Here is a 20,947-nt window from a genome sequence, read left to right as displayed (position 1 = left end):
CCGAACGGGGGGTTGCTGTCGCCCAGGTTTGCTATCCGCGCCCCCGAGCGAGCGCTCTCTCAGTCCGGGCTTGAAAAGGATTAACCGCCCGCCTGTCGAATTTCCGCCATGCCAATCGATTACACGCAGCTCAGCGACCCGAACGCCGAGTACACGATGCGGGACCTCTCTTCGGAGACGATGGGCGTCACCGCCGACCGCGGCCCGCGCGACGTCGAGATCACCGATGTCCAGACCACGATGGTCGACGGCAACTACCCCTGGACACTCGTGCGGGTCTACACCGACGCGGGTATCGTCGGGACGGGCGAGGCCTACTGGGGCGCGGCCGTTCCCGAACTCGTCGAGCGAATGAAACCCTTCATCCTCGGCGAGAACCCGCTCGACATCGATCGGCTGTACGAACACATGGTACAGAAAATGTCCGGCGAAGGGTCGATCGCCGGCGTGACGATCCATGCCATCTCTGGCATCGAAATCGCCTTACATGACCTCGCCGGGAAGATTCTGGATATCCCTGCCTATCAGCTCCTGGGCGGGAAGTACCGCGACGACGTCCGGGTCTACTGCGATCTCCACACAGAAGACGAGGCCGACCCGCAGGCCTGTGCCGACGAGGCCGAGCGCGTCGTCGAGGAGTTGGGCTACGACGCGATCAAATTCGATCTGGACGTGCCAAGCGGCCACGAGAAGGACTCGGCCAACCGCCACCTCAGCCAACCCGAGATCAAGCACAAGGCCGAGATCGTCCGGGCGACGACCGAACGCGTCGGCGAGCGCGCCGAGGTCGCCTTCGACTGCCACTGGACGTACACCGGCGGCAGCGCCAAGCGCCTCGCCGAGGAGATCGAGGACTATGACGTCTGGTGGCTCGAAGATCCCGTCCCGCCGGAGAACCACGACGTCCAGCAGAACGTCACCCAGTCGACGACGACGCCGATCGCCGTCGGCGAGAACGTCTACCGCAAGCACGGCCAGCGCCGCCTGCTCGAGGAGCAGGCCGTCGACATCATCGCACCTGACGTCCCCCGCGTCGGCGGGATGCGCGAAACCCGGAAGATCGCCGACCTGGCCGACACCTACTACATCCCCGTCGCGATGCACAACGTCGGCTCGCCGATCGCGACCATGGCCTCCGCGCAGGTCGGCGCGGCGATTCCGAACGCACTCGCCGTCGAGTACCACTCCTACGAACTCGGCTGGTGGGCAGACCTGGTCGAGGAAGACGGCCTCATCGAGGACGGTTCGATGGCGATCCCCGAGAAGCCCGGGCTTGGCCTGACGCTCGACCTCGACGCGGTCGAGGCGCACAAGGTCGAAGGCGAGACGGTGTTCGATCCGGCCTGACCGGATCGAACCGGCGAATCTCCGATTCGACTCGTTCGACGAAGGGAACCGCTTTCGAGGAACGGAGTCCATGAGAGTTCAGGAAGAGAATACTTCTGTAAGTGGTCGTATCCGAGAGAGCTAAATGCTTGCTCCTGTAAATATACTTTTACGAACTATGTCGAACGACGAAGCTTCGGCTGTCGTTCAGACACGACTCGAAGAGGGCGAATACGAACGGTTGCGACGGGTGGCAACAGAGAACGATCTGTCCCTCCAAGACGCACTTCGGAAAGCCGTGAGGGAGTACGTGAATCGTCATGGAAAACACGATCCGGACGATCCGTTCTTCTCAGAACCCTCCAAAGATTCGACAGCCGACTTCTCGCTCACCGCAAAGAAAGCTGACCAGTATCTCTACTGAGTGGATCGACCGCTTCAGTTCGCGACCGAGACGACTTCGATGTCGAACTCCAGGGTCTCGCCCGCGAGTTGCGGATTGAAGTCGACGCGGATGACCTCGTCCGTTACTTCGGTAATTTCGGCGAGATTGCCATCCTGCGTCTGGAGGTACATCCCTTCCTCGGGCTGCTCGTCACCGAGTTGCTGGCTGAGTTCGGCCGGATCGAACGTCCGGACGCGCTCCTCGGACCACTCGCCGTAGCCTTTCTCCGGCGGGATCCTGACGGTCGGCGTATCGCCCGGCTCCATGCCGATGAGTGCGTCCTCCAGCCCGTCGATGACCTGCCCCGCGCCGACTTCGACGGTCAGCGGCGTGAACTCTCGCTCGGGCTGCTCGTCGGCCAGTTCGGTCTCCTCGGCGACTGACTCTCGGGAGGTGTCGAAGACGGTCCCGTCTTCGAGTCGCCCGGTATACTCGATGCTGACTGAATCGCCTGTAGCAATCGTCATGGGTATGAAAGGAGCGACACGGGGATACGTCCTTGCATCGCGGCACGTGACGCTATAGTGGTGAAGTGCTTGTTCGAACTCTGGAGTCGAAGAATTCTCCAGCAAGTCCAAGTATCGATTAGTCGAGGGCCGAAATCGGGGCTTGTAGCCGCCATTTTGTGCTCACTCGCTATTTTCTTCCAAGTGAGGCAGGTCTCCATATTGTTCCCGCCGGGCAATATCTCGAACGAAAAGGCGTACTTGCTTGACCAGGTCTGCGCGATCATCATACGCGTAAATCCGGGCATCCCACCGTTCTCGTACAGACGCGATCATCGCGCTACGGACACCTGATTCATGGACAAAGAGGACTCGCTCTTCGTGCTGCGTTGCTGTGTTGTTCTCTCGCTCTTGAAAGATGGCTTCGAGAACGGACCCGACCTCGATTCCTACCCCAAGGTTATCTCCAATCTCCGGAACAATGTAGACGACTACGTTGCTTGCCAGAGCGAATTCAATGCTCTGCGTTGCGGCGTCCATCTCCTCGAGAGGCACGTCAACATCGATTGCGAGAAACGCATTCACTCCTGGATCGGTTCGGAGGTGGTCGCGGACTTCTAAGAGTAAATCCAGCACGGCTTCGTCTTGATCGAGATCAGCTTCAGACCCAACAAGCGTCCCGAAATCGATGGATTCCGGGATCGTATCCAGCTTGAGATCTTCGGAGATTTTGTCGCTGTGAAGCACCCTCTCAATGTCGAACGCTTCGTAAGGACCCATGAGATACACGAGAAATCTGGAATGGGCAAGATCGCCAAGTTCGGTGATCAATCTGTCTCGCATACAGGTTGTCTGTCGGCTTAGTATTTAAATAAACAGGATATCTACTATTGCTGAGTCAGTGAACACTTATATCGAGCTAACTCGAAGAACGTGTATGGCCGAAACAAGCCGGGCAATGGATGGTGACGACCGCGATCCCATCCTGCCGGAACACAGTCTCCTCTCCGTCGAGCAGTATCTCGACATGCAGCGGGCGATCGGCAACGAGACCCGGTTTCGGATCCTGAACCATCTCGTCGAGAGTGGTTCGAAGAGTGCGGCGGAACTTCGGGGGGCTCTCGACGTCGAATCGAATACACTCCACTATCATCTGGACGAACTCGTCGATGTTGGCCTCGTCGAGAACCGGAAGCGAAAGGAACCGGATTCCCAGGGGTTGTACTCGTATTATCGAGCGACGTCGCTGGGCGAGGGCGTCCTCACCCACGGCGTTCGTGAACTCATGCGCGAGGAGTGGGAACTCCTCGAGACGTACAGTGAGTGACCGGGAGCTGTTTCTCCTGGATGGGTCGGCAATCGTCGAACTCAGTGGTTCCGAAATTACGATGTAACCCTTCGCTTGGTCGTCCTTTTGATTCCTCAACCGGTCAACTGTATCTGGTTGCGACCCAGTCGATGATCACGCCGTAGGCCACGCCGGCGGCGAAACTCGGCCAGTCGCGGAACTCGCTGGTGAAGGTGACCGCCGCGGATACCATGAGTCCCAGCAGCAATCCTCTGACGTAGACGTTGTATTTCGAATCGACGAGCTGGAGCCCACCCGCCAGCCCGATCACGAGTCCCATCACGACCCGATTGTACCACATCGAGAACAGGAACAGTTCGTTGCCCGCGAAGCCGATCCGGAGGCCGACGCCGACGATGCAGAAGATGCCGAGGAACGCGCCGGTGAGGATCCCGATGGCGAGTCGTCGTTTCATACGGGATATTCCGGTGGCTCGGGAATGAACATTGGGGTCACTTCGCAACAGTCGTCTCCAACTGGATTTGTCTTCTGGCGGGAGAATCGACTGGCTCAACGGGGGTGTGTTGACCAGAAAACACATATGAGGGCCAATTGACGGGCGACATATGGGTTCGAGTTCGCGGCTGGGTCTGCTGCTCGGTCTCGGTCTCCTGCTCAGCGGTGGTCTCGCCTATGGTGTGGGCATGTATCAGGAATCCAGTGCCTGTACGTCGGGACATATGATAATGATCGAGCAGATGAGTGCAGACGAATCGGTGCACCCGCCTATCGAAGAAGTGGCCTTCGAGAACCTTTCGTCTGCCGAGCAGGACCTTTTCAGGGAAACACTCGCGGGTAACACGACGAAGTTTTGCAACGATACCGAGCTGGTAGATACCCTGAGTGGGAAAGTGATACTGTACCAGGGTGACCGCTACTCCTCTAGTCTGCTCGCTTTCGACGGCACCTCGTGGGGCTTCCCGCTGGTGTTGGTCGGCATGGCTGCTGTCCTTCTTGGCGGTGCTCTTTCCGTCCTCACTGGTGGTATTGTGGTCCTGAGAAGAATTTGGGATCGTCTGCTGATCGAGTGATGTAGGCTGTTGCGACGCGATGAAACGCGTCGCTTGTGGATTGGAGAGTTCTCTCTTTCGGGATCGGCCCCTAGAAACTTATACCACAATATACAATGGACTGATACGGTCATGGCTGACGAGATGCCAGAGACGCCCGAGGAAGTCGCCGAGATCACCGGTGGCGATCCGGACCGTCTGCGACGGACTGCCGCACGGATGCTTGCGGATACGGACTCTGAATAAACGACATGGTTGGTCTTTGGTTGCTTTCAGAATAGAAAATATTTGAGTCTTCTCTGAAAGCCCTCGCCAGTTTCGGTCCCGCGCCTCGCTGCGCGCTTCGGGCGCTTCACGCCCTGCAGTGCTTACTTCGTCGGGGTTCCCGAAACTGGATCGCCCTTTCATTCCGCCAGGGTCCGACTGGATAGCCAGCAGAAACAAACTCTTTGCTCGGTGCGTATCTGAACACCGCTCAAAAAGTCGTGCGAAGAATTATAATATCTGGTAGATGTCTTTAACCTCATGAAGGAGTTTGGGGAATACATTGAAGACCGGAAAACAGACGTCTTGGAGCGGGTTGAAGAGCTAAAATGTCAACCTATTCTTTTCATCGGGACTGGTCTTTCCATTCGCTACTTTGACGGTCCCAGTTGGGAATCACTCCTTGAAACCGCAGCTGAAGACTGCCCTGAGGTCCCTCACTCTATCGATTATTACCTACAACGCGGCGATACTTACCCTGAGATTGGTACTACTCTTTCAGAGTACTACTACGATTGGGCATGGGGAGACGGTAAAGATGAGTTCCCAGATGAACTTCGCTCCCGTGAGTACCCCAGCGATATATACCTTAAATATAAAATTTCCAAGTACTTCCAAGAACTCACTCCTGAATCAATCGACGAGATCAAGGACGATAACCTCCGCGAAGAAATCAAACTCCTTCAACAAATCCAACCACATGCCATTATTACCACAAACTATGATCCGTTTCTCGAAGTTCTCTTCCCGGACTACCAACCCGTCATTGGCGAAGAAATCCTACGATCAGACTACCAGAGCATCGGCGAAATATTGAAAATCCACGGATGTATTTCAGAACCAGAGAGTCTAATTTTGACCAATGACGACTACAATGAATGGACTGAAACAAAGAAATACCTCTCAGCAAAACTGCTCACATACTTTGCCGAGCATCCGGTGTTAATCGCTGGATACAGCGTTGGGGACAAAAATGTACGCCGATTGTTGTCTGATATTGACGAAATACTGTCGCCAGAAGATGGCCTTATTGATAATATCTACTTCCTTGACTGGGAACCGGATATCTCCGGCGTCGATACTTTTGAGCGGGAGAAACGCATCCCGACTATTGACGGTAATTCTATGCGCGTGAATTACATCCAGTCTCAGCGATTCGACTGGGTATTCAACGCCTTTGGCCAAGGTGGGTATATCGAGGGAGTCAATTTGAAACTCCTTCGCACAGTGATGGCCAATACCTACGATATAATAAAAACCAAAGCACCCCGTGAGGAAATTGAAATTAATTACGAATCACTTGAACGTGCTGCGAACTCTGGTGAATCCTTCGGGACCTTATTCGGGGTTAGCACGCTTGATAATCCAATGGATTTCAATATCTTGTATCGATACAGACTGTCCGATGTTGCGAATGAACTTGGATGGGACACGTGGCACAATGCTAACCAGTTAATTAACGAGATCGAGGAAGAACGAGGCATAAATATAAAAGAAAGTGATAACCAGTACCACATGGATATTGCCTTCCACCGACAAGAACCGAATCATAGATATTCGGATGCCGCAGTAGAATTGCTCCGTAAAGTCCGAGACGGTGAGGAATATGAGCTAAACCTAAAATAAACACTAGAACTCGTCAAGCGTCATATTCGACTTACTAACGTCTATCTTCAAGCCGTTATCACTCGCATTTTCCGAGAAGTAAAACACGATCACGTCCTCGCGGTCAAACAAAGTTTCTGACCGTATCTCCTCCGGTTGAATGGAGACGTACCTATCTCCCCATTGAAGCTCGCATCCATCGGGGCCCTCATCTGGTGAAAGCCGCTCGGTTTCTGATCGGCTTTCAAGAAGCTTCTGAATTACAGCCTCTCGCGCGTTCTGATTAGAGTACGTACCGTTGAGTACTAATCCTTCGATGAAGTCACGTATGTCCTCACGGTCTATATCATCAATCGCGGCCCGGATTGTGAGGAACATATTGTAGGCCTTGTCAGTGGCATCATCAATCCGTTGCCGTCCGTTATACTGGTTATAATAGTAGTTCCGCCAGTCTTGGAAGTCACCGTTTGGGTGTTCCTGTTCAAACTCTTCGTAGATTTCAGTGATTTTCCCGACAGTGGGTCGCTGGTTGGCAGATGAATATTTCACCGCATTGTTAAGGGCGAAAAACGTATATTTTGGAGCTTTCTTTGGGTCTCCAGTAGTGAGCTGCTTTCTCTCGTCCGGGGTGATCGTAATTGTCTCAGCCATCTTGTCTAGCAACCCACTGACATAACATAACTGTTAGTCCGCCTTTGCGGAAGTAATGTTATTTTAATATGTATACTGTATCATTGTCATGTAGGGATCATGCTGACTGATTCTACTGGCGTGCTCAAATCTCGCTTCTCGCACTACACAACCAGGGGTTGCGCGGAGACGTAGCTCCGCGCGGATTGTGGTTGAAGAAGGTGCGACGGCCGAGATTTGAACTCGATGGCGAGACGGTCGCTCACTTCGTTCGCGCTGCGACTCGCGTAGTTCAAATCTCTATTACCGCATTCACCCTCGCGCTGAAGCGAGCGACACGCAAAGCGGTCGCTCGCGGTTTTGCGCTCGGTAGAAGTGCGACGGCCGAGATTTGAACTCGGGTTAGGACCGTGGCAGGGTCCTGTGATACCACTACACCACCGTCGCACGGTGCATTCCAAACTGGGGCCGGAGAGAAATATAAGGCTTCCGAATCACGTGGACGGGAGCGCCCCGTCGCGTCACCGACTCGCGTGGGGCGCGATCCCTTGCGAGAGCGTCTCACGACCGGTTGGAAGCGGCATCCTTTTACGATGCCGCCCGCGAGTAATCGGCACAGTCTAGTGGCGTGACGTGGAAGCGTCACGGCATGACGCTCAACGCACTCGTGCCGTCGTCGCTCTGCCGCGAGGCGGAGGACAAACGTGAGGCGACCCGGAAGATCGGCTACGTGGCCCGCGCGGCCACCGTCTTCCGGGTCGATCGACTCACCGTCTACCCCGACCCTGACGGGGCGGGGAGATGGGGCGACGGGTTCGTCGAAACCGTGCTGCGGTACGCCGCCACACCCCCATACCTCCGAAAGGAGGTCTGGGACAGGCGGGACGAACTGGAGTGCGTCGGCGTCTTGCCGCCGCTCCGCGTTGCGACCCAGACCGGCTCCGGATCGGACGATTCGGGGTCGTTAAGACAGGGAATCGTGACCGAGGTCGGATCTGATGGGCGCGTCCGGGTCAATTGCGGCATGCAACACCCGATCTCCCTCGCCGTTCCGGGCGACCGGACGATAAAGGAGGGGGAACGCGTCACCGTCAGGATCTCTTCGAGACGACCGGTTCGCGCGAAGATCGTCGATCAGCCCCCACCGGGCTATCAGGTCGACCGTGCGAACCTTGACGCTGCGCTCTCGCGGCCCGACGCCGGCGTACGGATCGCCGCGTCCCGACACGGCCAGTCGCTCACGACCGAGCGACTCGGGCGACTCGTCGGGACAATCGCGGACGCGGGCGACATGACAGTCGCCTTTGGCGCGCCTGAGCGCGGCTTGCCGGCCATCCTCGGCGTCGAACCGGGTGCTGTCGACCCGTCCTCCGTGGACGAGTTGGCGGCAGCCGTCGACACCGGGGACGGAACCAGAGACGCGGTCACTGGATCAGGATCGGACGGACCCCGATTCGACCTTTGGCTCAATACGGTTCCCAACCAGGGAAGCGAGGTCGTGCGAACAGAAGAAGCGATGTTCGCCACCCTCGGCCCCCTGACACTCACGGAGTGAGAATCCGATGCCACAACCAAGCAGACCACGCAAAGGCTCGCTGGGCTACGGTCCGCGCACGCGGGCGACCAGTGAGACGCCGCGGTTCAACAGTTGGCCCGACGATGAGGGCCAGCCGGGCGTACAGGGCTTTGCCGGCTACAAGGCCGGCATGAGCCACGTCGTTGTCATCAACGACGAGCCCAATTCACCGCGGGAGGGCATGGAGGAAACCGTGCCCGTCACTGTCGTCGAAACCCCGCCGATGCGGGCAGTGGCGCTGCGAGCCTACGAAGACACGCCGTACGGCCTGCGACCGCTCACGGAGGTCTGGACCGACGAGTTCCACGAGGATCTCGACCGGGCCATCGACCTCCCTGAAGAGCAGGACCGCGACGGCGCAGAGGCACAGATCAGAGACGCTCTCGATGCGGGTCAGCTCGGGGACGTGCGCCTCATTACGCACACCGTTCCCGGCGACCTGCCGAGCGTCCCGAAGAACAAACCCGACGTGATGGAGACACGCGTCGGCGGCGGTTCGCTTGCCGATCGCCTCGAGCACGGCCTCGAGCTCGTGGCCGACGGCGGCGAGTACGCCATGACCGACGTCTTCCGCGCCGGCGAGTACGCCGACGTGGCGGGCGTCACCAAGGGCAAGGGTACCCAGGGCCCCGTCAAGCGCTGGGGTGTCCAGAAGCGAAAGGGCAAACACGCCCGCCAGGGCTGGCGACGCCGGATCGGCAACCTGGGCCCGTGGAATCCCAGCCGTGTGCGCTCGACGGTGCCCCAGCAGGGCCAGACCGGCTACCACCAGCGCACCGAACTCAACAAGCGCCTCATCGACTTCGGCGACGAGGACGACGTCACCCCCGACGGTGGCTTCGTCAACTACGGCGAAGTCGAGGGGAATTACGCGCTGATCAAGGGCTCGATCCCCGGGCCGAACGAGCGCCTGGTTCGCCTGCGCCCGGCCGTCCGGCCGAACGACCAGCCGCGCCTCGATCCCGAGGTGCGCTACGTCTCCACCGAATCCAATCAAGGGTGAGATGAATGCAGGCAACACTACACGATCTGGACGGCGACGCCGACGACGAGATCGAGCTGCCGGACGTCTTCGAGACGCCCCATCGGCCCGATCTCATCAAGAACGCGGTGCTTGCCGCCCAGGCTAACCGAAAGCAGGACTACGGCGCAGACGAGTACGCGGGCCTGCGGACGCCCGCCGAGTCACAGGGCAGTGGTCGCGGCCAGGCCCACGTCCCCCAACAGGACGGCCGCAGCCGACGCGTCCCACAGACCGTCGGCGGCCGGGCCGCCCACCCGCCCAAGGCCGAGGCCGACCCTGCACCGGCACTGAACGACAAGGAACGCAAACTCGCGATCCGGTCGGCGATCGCCGCGACGGCGGACGCCGAACTGGTCGAAGCGCGCGGACACGCCTTCGACGACGAGACCGACCTGCCGCTGGTCGTCTCCGATGACTTCGAGGACCTGGTCAAGACCCAGGCGGTCGTCGATGTGCTCGAAGCGCTCGGCGTCGATGCCGACATCGAGCGCGCGGACGACCGGACAGTCCGGGCCGGCCAGGGAACGACCCGTGGCCGGAAGTACCGGACGCCGAAGTCGATCCTCTTTGTCACGAGCGAAGAGCCGTCGAAGGCGGCTCGGAACCTCGCGGGCGCGGACGTAACCACCGCCCGGGAGGTCAACGCCGAGGATCTCGCGCCGGGGACCGACGCCGGCCGACTCACCCTCTGGACCGAGAGCGCACTCGCGGAGGTGGCCGACCGATGACCGATCCGATCGACGTGATCGACCATCCCCACGTCACCGAGAAGGCGATGGACAAGATGGACTTCCAGAACAAGCTCCAGTTCATCGTCAAGACCGATGCGACGAAAGCCGACATCCGCGACGCCGTCGAACAGCAGTTCGACGTGAGTGTCGTGAACGTCAACGCACAGGTAACGATGAACGGCAACAAAAAGGCAGAGGTGACCCTCTCGGCTGACGACGATGCCGAGGAAGTCGCCTCCCGAATCGGGGTGTTCTGAGCATGGGACGACGGATTCAAGGCCAACGACGCGGTCGCGGGACCCCGACGTTCCGGGCCCCCTCGCATCGCTACAAGGCCGATCTCTCACACCGGAGCACCGAAGCGCGCGACGGCGACGTCATCTCGGGGACGGTCGTGGACATCGAACACGACCCTGCCCGGAGCGCACCCGTTGCCGCCGTCGAGTTCGAGGACGGCGATCAGCGTCTCGTCCTCGCGCCGGAAGGCGTCGGCGTGGGCGACGAGATCCAGGTCGGCGTCACTGCGGCGATCGAGCCCGGGAACACGCTCCCGCTGGCCGAGATCCCGGAGGGCATCCAGATCTGTAACGTCGAGGCCAACCCCGGCGACGGCGGGAAGTTCGCCCGGGCTGGCGGCGTTTCGGCACAGTTGATGGCCCACGACCGCAACGTGACGGTCGTCCAGTTGCCAAGCGGCGACGTCCGCCGACTCGACCCGGACTGCCGGGCGACGATCGGCGTGGTCGCTGGCGGTGGCCGGACGGAGAAACCCTTCGTGAAGGCCGGCAACAAATACCACAAGATGAAATCCCGTGGGACGAAGTACCCGCGGGTTCGTGGGGTTGCGATGAACGCGGTCGACCACCCGTTCGGTGGCGGTGGCCGCCAGCACCCCGGCCAGCCCAAGTCCATCTCGCGGAACGCGCCGCCGGGACGGAAGGTTGGCGACATTTCCTCGCGCCGGACTGGCCGAGGTGGTGACGAATGAGCTCACACGATTACCAGATCGGTCACGAGGGCGAGTTTACCTATCGTGGCCACACGCTCGAGGAGTTGCAGGACATGTCCGTCGAGGAAGTCGCGGAACTGCTGCCCGCACGCCAGCGGCGAAGTATCAAGCGCGGCCTGTCCTACGAGAAACGACAGTTGCTCGAAGAGGCCCGTGACGCCGGCGAGGAGGAGACGGCCAACGACCCGATCAGGACGCACCTGCGGGATATGCCGATCCTGCCCGAGTTCGTCGGGATCACGTTCGCGGTCTACACCGGCCAGAGCTTCGAGCGCGTGAAGGTCGAGCCCGAGATGATCGGCCACTATCTGGGCGAGTTCCAGCTCACGCGCACGAGCGTCGAGCACGGACAGGCCGGGATCGGGGCGACCCGCTCCTCGAAGTTCGTGCCACTCAAGTAATCCATGGGAATCAGCTACTCAGTCGACGCGGATCCGGACACCACGGCGAAAGCGATGCTCCGGGAGCGTCAGATGAGCCACAAGCACAGCAAGGCCATCGCCCGGGAGATCAAGGGCATGACCGCCGAGGCGGCGGTCGCCTACCTAGAGGACGTCATCGAGGGCGACCAGTCGGTCCCCTTTAAGTCCCACAACTCGGGCGTCGGCCATCGAAACGACATCGAGGGTTGGGACGCCGGCCGCTACCCGGAGAAGGCCAGCGAGGCCTTCATCGATCTGCTCGAAAACGCGATCGGTAACGCCGAATACGCGGGGATGGACGGCGAGTCCATGGAGATCGTCCACGTCGCCGCCCACAAGGTCGGCGAACAGCAGGGCCGCCAGCCCCGCGCGATGGGGCGGGCCAACGAGTGGAACACGCCGGAAGTCGACGTCGAACTCATCCTCAGCGAGGCGTCAGCCTCGGACAGTGCGAGCGGCGATAGCCGCGAGCAGGAGGGTGATGCCTGATGGCGGACGAACTGCAGTTCATCGAGGACGGCCTCCAGCGCACCCAGATCGACGAGTTCTTCGAGGACGAACTCGGTCGCGCCGGCTACGGCGGCATGGAAGTCGCCAAGACGCCGATGGGGACCCAGATCGTCCTCAAGGCCGAAAAGCCCGGCATGGTGATCGGCAAGGGTGGGAAGAACATCCGGAAGATCACCACCACGCTCGAAGAGGAATTCGGGCTCGAAGATCCCCAGGTCGACGTTCAGGAAGTCGAGGAACCCGACCTCAACGCTCGGATCGTCGCCGACCGACTCGCCAACGCCCTCGAACGCGGCTGGTACTTCCGGAAGGCCGGTCACACCACGATCGACCGGATCATGGAGTCCGGCGCGAAGGGTGCCGAGATCGTCCTCTCCGGAAAGGTCACGGGCGCACGCTCCCGCGTGGAGAAGTTCAACCGTGGCTACATCAAGCACAACGGCGAACCCGCCGAGGACATCGTCGATCACGGCCAGGGCGTCGCGGTCATGAAGCTCGGCACGATCGGGGTGGACGTCAAGATCATCCCGCCCGAGGCCGAGTTGCCCGACGACTTCGAGATCTACGAGGACGTCGAAGTCGAGGATTATATCGAGGACGTCGAGGAGGGCTCCGTCGAGGAGCTGCTGGCCGGCGAGCCCGAGGAGGGCGACGCTGTCGAGGCAGCTGATGCGGACGCCGCCGACGCCGCGGACGACGCGGCCGAGGACGCCCCCGACGAAGAGGTCGTCGAGGAGGCCGCCGAGGCCGAGGAGTTCGACGACGTCGACGTCCCGGACGACGCGGGTGTCGAGGACGAACTCGACGAACTCGAGGAGTCCGTCGACGAGGAACTCGACGAGGAGACCGAGGCGGAAGCCGAGGAGCTTCTCGACGAGATGGACGAAGAAGAAGCTGACGCGGACGACGGAGACGAGGAGGGTGAGGCCGAATGACGATCCTCCATCCCGAAGAGATCCGCGACATGACCGCCGCCGAACGCGAGAGCGAACTCGAGGAGCTCCAGACGGAGCTGCTGAACGCCCGCGCCGTCCAGGCGACGGGTGGTGCGCCGGACAACCCCGGCCGCATCAAGGAGATCCGGAAGGCGATCGCGCGGATCAAGACGATCGACGCTGAGGACGCGGCAAACGAATAACGATGCCACTCACCCCCGACACCCTTGCGCGGCACGAACTCATCGGGCTACCTGCCCGCGTGAGCGCCGCGACCAACGCGGACCTGGTCGGGATCGACGGCACAGTCGTCGACGAGACGGCCAAGACGCTGTCGATCGAGCGAGGGGGTCGGACGTGGCAGGTCCCGAAGGCGACGGCGACCGTCGAGTTCACGTTGTCGAGTGACGATCCGGCCGCCACGGACGGCGAGCTGGTCGTCACTGTCGACGGCAACCGACTCGTGGCCCCGCCGGCCAGACGGACCGAACGCAGAGGTGACTCAACATGGCGCTAGGACTGAACGTACAGCAACCGGACGCGACCTGCGACGACGAGAACTGCCCGTTCCACGGCACCCTTTCGGTGCGCGGGCAGACGCTCGAAGGCACAGTCGCGTCCACCGACATGCAGAAGACCGTCGTCGTCGAGCGAGAGTACGACGTAACCGTCCCGAAATACGACCGCCTCATGAAACGGCGGAGCCGGATTCCGGCCCATGCACCCCCGTGCATGGACGTCGAGGAAGGCGACACGGTCACGATCGCAGAGACCCGACCACTGTCGAAGACGAAATCCCACGCAGTGGTCGCGAAACACGGAGGTGCGGACTGATGGAAGCCCTCAACGCAGACGTCACCCAGGGCCTCGAGAAGGGCTCGCTGGTCACGTGTGCCGACAACTCCGGCGCGCGTGAACTCAAGGTAATCAGCGTCGCCGGCTACTCGGGCACGAAGAACCGCCACCCGAAGGCGGGCCTGGGCGACAAGATCACCGTTTCGGTGACCAAGGGCACCCCGGAGATGCGACGGCAGGTGCTGGAGGCGGTCGTCGTCCGCCAGCGCAAGCCGATCCGACGACCCGACGGCACGCGCGTGAAGTTCGAGGACAACGCGGCCGTCATCGTCGACGAGAACGAGGATCCCCGGGGCACCGAACTCCGCGGGCCGATCGCCCGCGAGGTGGCCGAACGCTTCGGCTCCATCGCCTCGGCCGCAACGATGATCGTCTAGACATGAGTGAACAACCATCCAAACAGCGCACGCAGACGGAGAACGCGCCGCTGCACGAGCGACACGATCAGGTGCACGCGACGCTGACCGAGGATCTCCGCGAGGAGTACGGACAGCGCCGCGTCCGCGTCAACGCGGGCGATACGGTCGAGGTTATGCGCGGGGACTTCGCCGGCGAGGAGGGCGAAGTGCTCGACGTGGATCTCCGGGACGCGACGATCAGCGTCGAGGACGTCACCCTCGAGACCGCCGACGGCGAGGAAGTGCCCCGGCGACTCGAGGCGAGCAACGTCCGCGTGATCGACCTCGATCTCTCCGACGACGTGCGCGAGCAACGACTCGAATCGGAGGATAGCCAATGAGTAACCACCAGAAACGACTCTCGGTACCGAACAGCTGGCCGATCGAGCGCAAGACCGAGACCTTCACCGTGAAGGCCGACGCCGGCCCCCACGGCGAGGCCGGCGTGCCCCTGCTGATCGTCCTTCGGGACGTCCTGGGCTACGTCGACAGCCGCAAGGAGGCTCGCTTCGCGCTCGATCAGGACCAGGTCCTGATCAACGGCGACCCCGAAAGCGACGAGACCCGCCCGGTGGGGATGTTCGACATCCTCGCCTTCACGGAACGCGAGGAGTTCTACCGCGTGTTCCCCGGCGAGGGCGGTCGCCTCGCGCTGACGCCGATCGACGAGGATTCCGCCCAGTCGAAGCTCGGGAAAATCGTCCAAAAGCAGTTCGTCCCCGGCGGGGACCTCCAGCTGACGCTGCACGACGGCGAGTCGCTGCTGGTCTCCGAGGACGCGCCCTACGAGGGCAACGACTCGGTCGTCGTCGAGAACGACAGCGAGGAGATCATCGCCCACTTCGAATACGAAGAGGGCGCACTCGTGACGGCCGTCGACGGTCAGCACGCCGGCGAGATCGGGACGATCGAGGAGATCCAGGTCACGCCCGGCAGCGCCGAGAACAACGTCCGCATCGAACGTGAGGACGGCTCGATCATCGAGACGATCGAGGAGTACGTCGTCGTCATCGACGAGAACTTCGTTGCAGATGACGAGGGCGTGGAGGCCGAGGAAGCCGACGAGGCTGACGAAGCTGCGGATGAGGCGGACGAAGACGACGCGGCCGAAGCAGACGACGAGGCTGCGGAGGCCGACGACGAGACTGACGAAGAAGCTGACGGAGGTGACGACGAATGAGCTCCGAGAGTCGTGACGCTGACTTCCACGACATGCGTGAGCCTTCCGTCGAGAAGGTCGTCGTCCACATGGGTATCGGCCAGGGTGGCCAGGAACTCGCCGACGCCGAGGAGATCCTAGAGGAGATCGTCGGCCAACAGCCGGTGCGGACGACCGCGAAGGCGACGGTCGGCGAGTTCGAGATCCGGCAGGGCGATCCGGTCGGGACGAAAGTCACGCTTCGTGACGACGCCGCCGAGGAGTTCCTCGAGACGGCGCTTGCGCTGGTCGACCTCGACGCGGATCAGTTCGACGAGACCGGCAACTTCAGCTTCGGCGTCGAGGAACACACCGACTTCCCCAGCCAGGAGTACGACCCGACGATCGGGATCTACGGGCTGGACGTGACGGTGAACCTGACGCGGCCGGGCTATCGCGTGACCAAGCGCGATAAGGCCTCCCGGTCGATCCCTTCGAACCATCGACTCGACCCCGCGGACGCCATCGCGTTCGTCGAGTCGACCTTCGACGTGGAGGTGAGCGCATGAGCGAGAGTGAGACAGACAACGACGCGGGCGCGGAAGCGACCGGCGAGCAGGCCGCAAAGCGGACCGGCCAGCTCGAAGCCTGCCAGCGATGCGGACGCGAGCAGGGCCTGATCGGCAAGTACGACATCTGGCTCTGCCGGCAGTGTTTCCGGGAGATCTCCCGCGACATGGGATTCAGGAAGTATCGATAACATGACGGGTAACGATCCACTCAGCGCCGCGCTCTCGGGGCTCGACAACGCCGAGAGCGTCGGTCAGCTGACACACACAGTCGAGCCCGCCTCGAACGAGACCGGCAGCGTCCTCGAAGTGCTGTACGATCGCGGCTACATCGACGGCTTCGAGCGCGTTGAAGACGGCAAGGCCGGTCGGTTCGAGGTCGAATTGAGCGGTGCGATCAACGAATGTGGCTCGGTCAAGCCCCGCTATTCAGTGGGAGCCGACGAGTTCGAGCAGTGGGAGAAGCGGTTCCTCCCCGCCCGTGACTACGGGACGCTCGTCGTCACGACCAGCCACGGCATCATGAGCCACTACGAGGCCCGCGAGGCGGGCGTCGGTGGCCAGGTGATCGCGTACGTCTACTGACAATGCCACGAACAGAACTACAGCTACCGGAAGACGCGAGCGCCGAGATGGACCATCTCGAGCTCACCGTCGAAGGGCCCGAAGGCAGCGTCACGCGCCGGTTGTGGTATCCGGACATCACCGTCGAGGTGACCGACGACGCCGTCGTCATCGAGTCCGACGAGGACGATGCGAAGACGATGTCGACGATCGGGACCTTCGAGAGCCACGTGCAGAACATGTTCCACGGCGTCACCGAGGGCTGGGAGTACGAGATGGAAGTCTTCTACTCTCACTTCCCGATGCAGGTGCGTGCCGAGGGCGAAGAGATCGTCATCGAGAACTTCCTCGGCGAGCGAGCGCCGCGGACGACCCCGATCCACGGGGACACCGAGGTCGAGATCGACGAGGAGCTGCTCACGCTGCGCGGGCCAAGTATCGAGGACGTCGGCCAGACGGCGGCCGACATCGAGCAACTCACCCGTGTCCCGGGCAAGGACGTCCGGGTGTTCCAGGACGGCGTCTACATCACGGAAAAGCCGAATCGAGGTGAGGCCTGATGGCCGACGAGGAACCAACGGAACTGAACGAGGTCAGCGGTATCGGCGACGAGACGGCCGGAGCCCTGCGGGAAAGCGGCTTCGAGACGATCGACGACCTGCGTGAAGCTGACGAGGATGCTCTCACTGAGGTGACGGGCATCGGCAACGCGCTGGCCGCCCGCATCAAGGCTGACGTCGGCGACGTCGAGGTCGACGAAGACGTCGAAGACGCCGACGTCGAAGAGAGTGAGGCGTCGGCTGACGGTGCAGATACTGACGCCTCCGACGACGCTGCCGACACAGACGAGGACGACGCCTCGTCCTACGAGGGCCTGACGGACATCAGCGGCGTCGGCGAGGGGACGGCCGAGAACCTTCGCGACGCCGGCTTCGAGACGGTCGAGGACGTCGCCCGTGCCGAGCAGTCCGATCTGACCGAGGTCGAGGGCATCGGTAACGCCCTCGCCGCCCGGATTCAGGCAGACGTCGGCGAACTCGACGTTTCGGCAGCCGAGACGGCCGAGGTCGAGGAAGCCGGCGAAGCGGCCGAAACCGAGGAAGAAGTCGAGACCGAACTGCAGGCACGCGGTCACGCCGCAAAGACGCCCGAGTTGAGCGACGAGGAAGCACGCTTGCTCGTCCAGCGTCGACGCGAGGGCAAGCCGCAGTTCAACCGGCAGGACCACCACAAGAAAAAGCGTGTCTCGACATCCTGGCGACGCCCGCGGGGCGGCCTCTCGAAGCAGCGCCGCGGCATCAAGGGCAAGGGCGACACCGTCGAGGCTGGATTCCGGACCCCGAACGCGATTCGCGGGCTCCACCCGTCCGGGTTCGAGGAAGTCCGCGTCCACAACGTCGACGATCTCGAGGGCGTGGACGGCGACAGTCAGGCAGTGCGGATCGCCTCGAAAGTCGGTGCGCGCAAACGCGAGCGCATCGAGGAACAAGCCGAGAGCGAGGGCATTCGTGTCCTCAACCCCACCTACGTCGAAGTCGAGGTGAACGATGACTGATCTGAGCGCACAGAAGCGACTTGCGGCTGACGTGCTCGACATCGGGAAGAACCGCGTCTGGTTCGACCCCGAGGCCCAGGGCGAGATAGCCGACGCGATCACGCGCGAGGACGTTCGCGACCTGATCGATCAGGGTCTCGTCCGCGAGAAGGAAACGCAGGGCAATTCCCGCAGCCAGGCCAGAGAGCGCGCCGAGAAACGCGCCTACGGCCACCAGAAGGGACACGGCTCCCGGAAGGGTGCCGCGGGTGCCCGACAGAACGAGAAGGACGACTGGGTGTCGCGCATCCGTGCACAGCGCGAGCGCCTGCGCGAACTCCGTGATTCCGGCGACCTCTCGCCGACGGAGTATCGCGAACTGTACGACCAGGCCAGTGGCGGCGAATTCGACGACGTCGGTGACCTGGATCGATTTATCGACGACCAATACGGTGATCAGTGAATGGCGACAGGACCACGATACAAGGTGCCGATGCGTCGGCGCCGCGAATCCCGGACGGACTACCATCAGCGGTTGCGCCTGCTGAAATCCGGCAAGCCCCGCCTCGTTGCGCGGCTCTCGAACAGCCAGGCCAGGGCGCAGCTGGTGACGACCGGGCCGAACGGCGACGAGACAGTTGCAGCCGCCGAATCGAACGACCTCGCCGAGTACGGCTGGGAGGCGCCGACGGGCAACCTGCCCGCCGCGTACCTCACCGGCCTGCTCGCCGGGCTTCGGGCGATCGAGGACGGCTACGATGAGGCCGTGCTGGACATCGGACTCAACACGCCGACGCCAGGAAGTAAAGTATTCGCGATCCAGGAGGGCGCGATCGACGCGGGCCTGGAGATCCCCCACAACGACGACGTGCTCGCCGACTGGGAACGGACCAGCGGCGAACACATCGCCGAGTACGCCGAGACCCTCGACGAGGATCTCTACAGCAGGGATTTCGACGCGACAGAATTGCCCGCACACTTCACAGAGCTGCGGGAGACGCTACTCGAAGGTGACATCGAACTATGAGCGACGGATGGGAACCACGAACGCGGCTCGGCCAGCAGGTCGCCGACGGCGAGATCGACTCGATGGGCGACGCGCTGAACGCCGGGCTGCCACTGAAGGAACCGGAGATCGTCGACCAGCTCGTCCCCGGGCTCGAAGACGAAGTACTGGACATCAACATGGTCCAGCGCATGACCGACTCTGGCCGCCGGGTGAAGTTCCGGTGTGTCGTCGTCGTGGGCAACCGCGACGGCCTCGTCGGCTACGCCGAGGGGCGTGACGACCAGGTCGGCGGCGCGATCCAGAAGGCCATCGAGGTCGCCAAGCTGAACCTCATCGACGTCTCCCGCGGGTGTGGCTCGTGGGAGTGTGGCTGCGGTCGACCCCACACGGTCGCGCTCCGCGCCACGGGCAAGGCCGGCAGCGTCGAGGTCGAACTCCAGCCCGCCCCGCGCGGTCTGGGGCTGGCGGGCGGAGAGACCGTCCGGCACGTCCTCGAACTCGCCGGCATCGAGGACATCTGGACGCGCAGTAGCGGGAACACGCGCACGACGGTCAACTTCGCGAAGGCGACGTTCAACGCCCTGCGGAACACGGCCGAGGCACGCGTCCCCGAGCGGGCCTTCGAGGAGCGCGAGGTGATCGAGTGATGGAAGCGCTCGTCCAGCTTCGCGGCGAGGTCGACGTCAGCGGCGACGTCGTCGACACCTTAGAGATGCTCAACCTCGGCCGCGTCAACCACGCGACGTTCGTGCCCGAGACCGACGCCTACCGTGGCATGATCACGAAGGTTCACGACGTGGTCGCCCACGGCGAACCGTCCGTGGAGACGGTCGAATTGCTCCTCGAAAGCCGGGCCGAACCCGCCGAGGGCGGCGAAGACGTAGACGACGATTGGGTCGGCTGGAACACCAACTACGACGACGTCTCGGCGCTTGCCGAGGCGCTCGTAGACGAGGAGACGACGCTGCAGGAAGCCGGTCTCTCGCCGACGCTACGTCTGCATCCGCCCCGGAAGGGTCACGACGGCATCAAACACCCCACCAAAGAGGGTGGCCAACTCGGCGATCACTCGACCGAAGAGATCGACGCACTGCTGGAGGCGATGCGATAATGACAGACAAGAGCAAACGCCAGCGCGGCTCGCGAACGCACGGCGGTGGCACGCACAAGAACCGGCGCGGTGCCGGTCATCGCGGCGGTCGCGGAGCGGCCGGTCGTGATAAACACGAGATGCACAACTACCCGCCGATCGGCAAGAGCGGGTTCACGCGACCGGAGAAGGCCCAGGACGACGTTTCGACGGTCGAGGTCAAGACGCTCGACGAGGATGCGGCCTTGCTGGCTGCCGACGGGGTCGCCGAGGAGACCGATGGCGGCTACGAGATCGACGCCCGTGACGTCGTCGAGGACGGCTACGAGGTCGATGTCGTGAAGGTGCTCGGTGGCGGACAGGTCCGCAACGAGTTGACCATCGTCGCCGACGCTTTCTCCGATGCGGCACGCGAGAAGATCGAAGCCGCGGGCGGCACCACGGAGCTGAGCGACCGCGGCGAACAGCGACAGGATAAAGAGGACGCCGACGCCGACTCAGAGTAACAC

The 20,947-nt window shown here is 62.0% G+C and carries 33 protein-coding genes and 1 tRNA gene; 29 read left to right on the top strand and 5 right to left on the bottom strand.

Going from position 1 to position 20,947, the window contains the following annotated elements; translation table 11 throughout:
* The first annotated feature begins 108 nt into the window (after positions 1–108).
* Together HBNXHr_RS11450 and HBNXHr_RS11445 are read left to right on the top strand one after the other, a co-directional pair.
* A complete protein-coding gene (locus HBNXHr_RS11450) occupies positions 109–1,347 on the top strand; it encodes a mandelate racemase/muconate lactonizing enzyme family protein (protein WP_275882224.1) in 1,239 nt (412 codons plus the stop codon).
* Between the two features lie 157 nt (positions 1,348–1,504).
* A complete protein-coding gene (locus HBNXHr_RS11445) occupies positions 1,505–1,750 on the top strand; it encodes a hypothetical protein (protein ID WP_275882223.1) in 246 nt (81 codons plus the stop codon).
* 14 nt (positions 1,751–1,764) lie between these two features.
* Here the strand turns inward: HBNXHr_RS11445 and HBNXHr_RS11440 are convergent, their stop codons facing one another.
* Together HBNXHr_RS11440 and HBNXHr_RS11435 are read right to left on the bottom strand one after the other, a co-directional pair.
* Positions 1,765–2,238: a peptidylprolyl isomerase gene (locus tag HBNXHr_RS11440; protein WP_275882222.1), complete on the bottom strand. Its 474-nt coding sequence runs from the start codon at positions 2,236–2,238 to the stop codon at positions 1,765–1,767.
* A 162-nt stretch (positions 2,239–2,400) separates the two neighbouring features.
* Positions 2,401–3,060, bottom strand: coding sequence for a hypothetical protein (locus HBNXHr_RS11435; RefSeq protein WP_275882221.1), 660 nt, complete (start codon positions 3,058–3,060; stop codon positions 2,401–2,403).
* Positions 3,061–3,154: 94 nt separating this feature from the next.
* Between HBNXHr_RS11435 and HBNXHr_RS11430 the strand changes: the two genes are divergently transcribed.
* Complete coding sequence (locus HBNXHr_RS11430) at positions 3,155–3,544, top strand: helix-turn-helix domain-containing protein (RefSeq protein WP_275882220.1); 390 nt, start codon at positions 3,155–3,157, stop codon at positions 3,542–3,544.
* 103 nt (positions 3,545–3,647) lie between these two features.
* Here HBNXHr_RS11430 and HBNXHr_RS11425 read toward each other — a convergent pair whose 3' ends face one another.
* A complete protein-coding gene (locus HBNXHr_RS11425) occupies positions 3,648–3,980 on the bottom strand; it encodes a hypothetical protein (protein ID WP_275882219.1) in 333 nt (110 codons plus the stop codon).
* 151 nt (positions 3,981–4,131) lie between these two features.
* Here HBNXHr_RS11425 and HBNXHr_RS11420 point away from each other — a divergent pair, with 151 nt between their 5' ends.
* Positions 4,132–4,596, top strand: coding sequence for a hypothetical protein (locus HBNXHr_RS11420; protein WP_275882218.1), 465 nt, complete (start codon positions 4,132–4,134; stop codon positions 4,594–4,596).
* A gap of 504 nt (positions 4,597–5,100) precedes the next feature.
* Positions 5,101–6,465, top strand: a complete 1,365-nt coding sequence (locus HBNXHr_RS11415) for an SIR2 family protein (protein ID WP_275882217.1) — start codon at positions 5,101–5,103, stop codon at positions 6,463–6,465.
* 3 nt (positions 6,466–6,468) lie between these two features.
* On the opposite strand, the gene HBNXHr_RS11410 is transcribed toward HBNXHr_RS11415, so the two are convergent.
* Positions 6,469–7,095, bottom strand: a complete 627-nt coding sequence (locus HBNXHr_RS11410) for an MjaI family restriction endonuclease (protein WP_275882216.1) — start codon at positions 7,093–7,095, stop codon at positions 6,469–6,471.
* Between the two features lie 355 nt (positions 7,096–7,450).
* Positions 7,451–7,521 (bottom strand) — tRNA-Gly (locus tag HBNXHr_RS11405).
* 202 nt (positions 7,522–7,723) lie between these two features.
* On the opposite strand from HBNXHr_RS11405, the gene HBNXHr_RS11400 reads away from it, so the two are divergent.
* The 24 genes from HBNXHr_RS11400 to HBNXHr_RS11285 are packed head-to-tail and all read left to right on the top strand — an operon-like array spanning position 7,724 to position 20,944.
* Positions 7,724–8,629 (top strand): RNA methyltransferase, encoded by a 906-nt coding sequence (locus HBNXHr_RS11400; RefSeq protein ID WP_275882215.1) that lies wholly within the window; start codon positions 7,724–7,726, stop codon positions 8,627–8,629.
* Between the two features lie 7 nt (positions 8,630–8,636).
* Positions 8,637–9,653 (top strand): 50S ribosomal protein L3, encoded by a 1,017-nt coding sequence (locus HBNXHr_RS11395; protein WP_275882214.1) that lies wholly within the window; start codon positions 8,637–8,639, stop codon positions 9,651–9,653.
* 5 nt (positions 9,654–9,658) lie between these two features.
* A complete protein-coding gene (gene rpl4p, locus HBNXHr_RS11390; RefSeq protein WP_275882213.1) occupies positions 9,659–10,402 on the top strand; it encodes a 50S ribosomal protein L4 in 744 nt (247 codons plus the stop codon).
* Positions 10,399–10,662, top strand: coding sequence for a 50S ribosomal protein L23 (locus HBNXHr_RS11385; protein ID WP_275737329.1), 264 nt, complete (start codon positions 10,399–10,401; stop codon positions 10,660–10,662). Before rpl4p ends, HBNXHr_RS11385 begins: the two co-directional genes overlap by 4 nt.
* A gap of 2 nt (positions 10,663–10,664) precedes the next feature.
* Positions 10,665–11,393: a 50S ribosomal protein L2 gene (locus tag HBNXHr_RS11380; RefSeq protein ID WP_275737328.1), complete on the top strand. Its 729-nt coding sequence runs from the start codon at positions 10,665–10,667 to the stop codon at positions 11,391–11,393.
* Complete coding sequence (locus tag HBNXHr_RS11375; RefSeq protein ID WP_275737327.1) at positions 11,390–11,815, top strand: 30S ribosomal protein S19; 426 nt, start codon at positions 11,390–11,392, stop codon at positions 11,813–11,815. The genes HBNXHr_RS11380 and HBNXHr_RS11375 overlap by 4 nt, the downstream gene beginning before the upstream one ends.
* 3 nt (positions 11,816–11,818) lie before the next feature.
* The gene (locus HBNXHr_RS11370; protein WP_275882212.1) at positions 11,819–12,325 is read left to right on the top strand and encodes a 50S ribosomal protein L22; all 507 of its coding nucleotides are present in this window, start codon (positions 11,819–11,821) and stop codon (positions 12,323–12,325) included.
* A complete protein-coding gene (locus HBNXHr_RS11365; protein WP_275882211.1) occupies positions 12,325–13,281 on the top strand; it encodes a 30S ribosomal protein S3 in 957 nt (318 codons plus the stop codon). Before HBNXHr_RS11370 ends, HBNXHr_RS11365 begins: the two co-directional genes overlap by 1 nt.
* Positions 13,278–13,484 (top strand): 50S ribosomal protein L29, encoded by a 207-nt coding sequence (gene rpmC / locus HBNXHr_RS11360; protein ID WP_275737324.1) that lies wholly within the window; start codon positions 13,278–13,280, stop codon positions 13,482–13,484. The genes HBNXHr_RS11365 and rpmC overlap by 4 nt, the downstream gene beginning before the upstream one ends.
* 2 nt (positions 13,485–13,486) lie before the next feature.
* Complete coding sequence (locus HBNXHr_RS11355; protein ID WP_275737323.1) at positions 13,487–13,798, top strand: ribonuclease P protein component 1; 312 nt, start codon at positions 13,487–13,489, stop codon at positions 13,796–13,798.
* Positions 13,789–14,115, top strand: coding sequence for a 30S ribosomal protein S17 (locus HBNXHr_RS11350; protein WP_275737322.1), 327 nt, complete (start codon positions 13,789–13,791; stop codon positions 14,113–14,115). The genes HBNXHr_RS11355 and HBNXHr_RS11350 overlap by 10 nt, the downstream gene beginning before the upstream one ends.
* Positions 14,115–14,513 (top strand): 50S ribosomal protein L14, encoded by a 399-nt coding sequence (locus tag HBNXHr_RS11345; protein WP_008526511.1) that lies wholly within the window; start codon positions 14,115–14,117, stop codon positions 14,511–14,513. The genes HBNXHr_RS11350 and HBNXHr_RS11345 overlap by 1 nt, the downstream gene beginning before the upstream one ends.
* A 2-nt stretch (positions 14,514–14,515) precedes the next feature.
* Entirely contained in the window at positions 14,516–14,875 is a 360-nt protein-coding gene (gene rplX / locus HBNXHr_RS11340; protein WP_275737321.1) for a 50S ribosomal protein L24, read from the top strand.
* A complete protein-coding gene (locus tag HBNXHr_RS11335) occupies positions 14,872–15,714 on the top strand; it encodes a 30S ribosomal protein S4e (RefSeq protein WP_275882210.1) in 843 nt (280 codons plus the stop codon). Before rplX ends, HBNXHr_RS11335 begins: the two co-directional genes overlap by 4 nt.
* Entirely contained in the window at positions 15,711–16,241 is a 531-nt protein-coding gene (locus tag HBNXHr_RS11330; RefSeq protein WP_275737319.1) for a 50S ribosomal protein L5, read from the top strand. The genes HBNXHr_RS11335 and HBNXHr_RS11330 overlap by 4 nt, the downstream gene beginning before the upstream one ends.
* A complete protein-coding gene (locus tag HBNXHr_RS11325; RefSeq protein WP_275737318.1) occupies positions 16,238–16,432 on the top strand; it encodes a 30S ribosomal protein S14 in 195 nt (64 codons plus the stop codon). Before HBNXHr_RS11330 ends, HBNXHr_RS11325 begins: the two co-directional genes overlap by 4 nt.
* 1 nt (position 16,433) lies before the next feature.
* On the top strand, positions 16,434–16,826 hold the full coding sequence (locus tag HBNXHr_RS11320) for a 30S ribosomal protein S8 (protein ID WP_015790041.1): 393 nt from the start codon (positions 16,434–16,436) through the stop codon (positions 16,824–16,826).
* 2 nt (positions 16,827–16,828) lie between these two features.
* Complete coding sequence (locus tag HBNXHr_RS11315; protein ID WP_275882209.1) at positions 16,829–17,365, top strand: 50S ribosomal protein L6; 537 nt, start codon at positions 16,829–16,831, stop codon at positions 17,363–17,365.
* Positions 17,365–18,360: a 50S ribosomal protein L32e gene (locus HBNXHr_RS11310; RefSeq protein ID WP_275882208.1), complete on the top strand. Its 996-nt coding sequence runs from the start codon at positions 17,365–17,367 to the stop codon at positions 18,358–18,360. The genes HBNXHr_RS11315 and HBNXHr_RS11310 overlap by 1 nt, the downstream gene beginning before the upstream one ends.
* Positions 18,353–18,802, top strand: a complete 450-nt coding sequence (locus HBNXHr_RS11305; RefSeq protein ID WP_275882207.1) for a 50S ribosomal protein L19e — start codon at positions 18,353–18,355, stop codon at positions 18,800–18,802. Before HBNXHr_RS11310 ends, HBNXHr_RS11305 begins: the two co-directional genes overlap by 8 nt.
* A complete protein-coding gene (locus tag HBNXHr_RS11300; RefSeq protein WP_275737314.1) occupies positions 18,803–19,366 on the top strand; it encodes a 50S ribosomal protein L18 in 564 nt (187 codons plus the stop codon). It begins immediately after the preceding gene.
* Positions 19,363–19,995, top strand: a complete 633-nt coding sequence (locus HBNXHr_RS11295) for a 30S ribosomal protein S5 (protein WP_275737313.1) — start codon at positions 19,363–19,365, stop codon at positions 19,993–19,995. Before HBNXHr_RS11300 ends, HBNXHr_RS11295 begins: the two co-directional genes overlap by 4 nt.
* The gene (locus HBNXHr_RS11290) at positions 19,995–20,459 is read left to right on the top strand and encodes a 50S ribosomal protein L30 (RefSeq protein WP_275882206.1); all 465 of its coding nucleotides are present in this window, start codon (positions 19,995–19,997) and stop codon (positions 20,457–20,459) included. Before HBNXHr_RS11295 ends, HBNXHr_RS11290 begins: the two co-directional genes overlap by 1 nt.
* Entirely contained in the window at positions 20,459–20,944 is a 486-nt protein-coding gene (locus HBNXHr_RS11285; protein ID WP_275737311.1) for an uL15m family ribosomal protein, read from the top strand. Before HBNXHr_RS11290 ends, HBNXHr_RS11285 begins: the two co-directional genes overlap by 1 nt.
* Positions 20,945–20,947 lie beyond the last annotated feature (3 nt).

The sequence above is a fragment of the Halorhabdus sp. BNX81 genome, from assembly GCF_029229925.1.
Lineage (GTDB): Archaea > Halobacteriota > Halobacteria > Halobacteriales > Haloarculaceae > Halorhabdus.
Note: the sequence above shows the minus strand (reverse complement) of the source record. Positions and strands in the feature narration are given on the sequence as shown.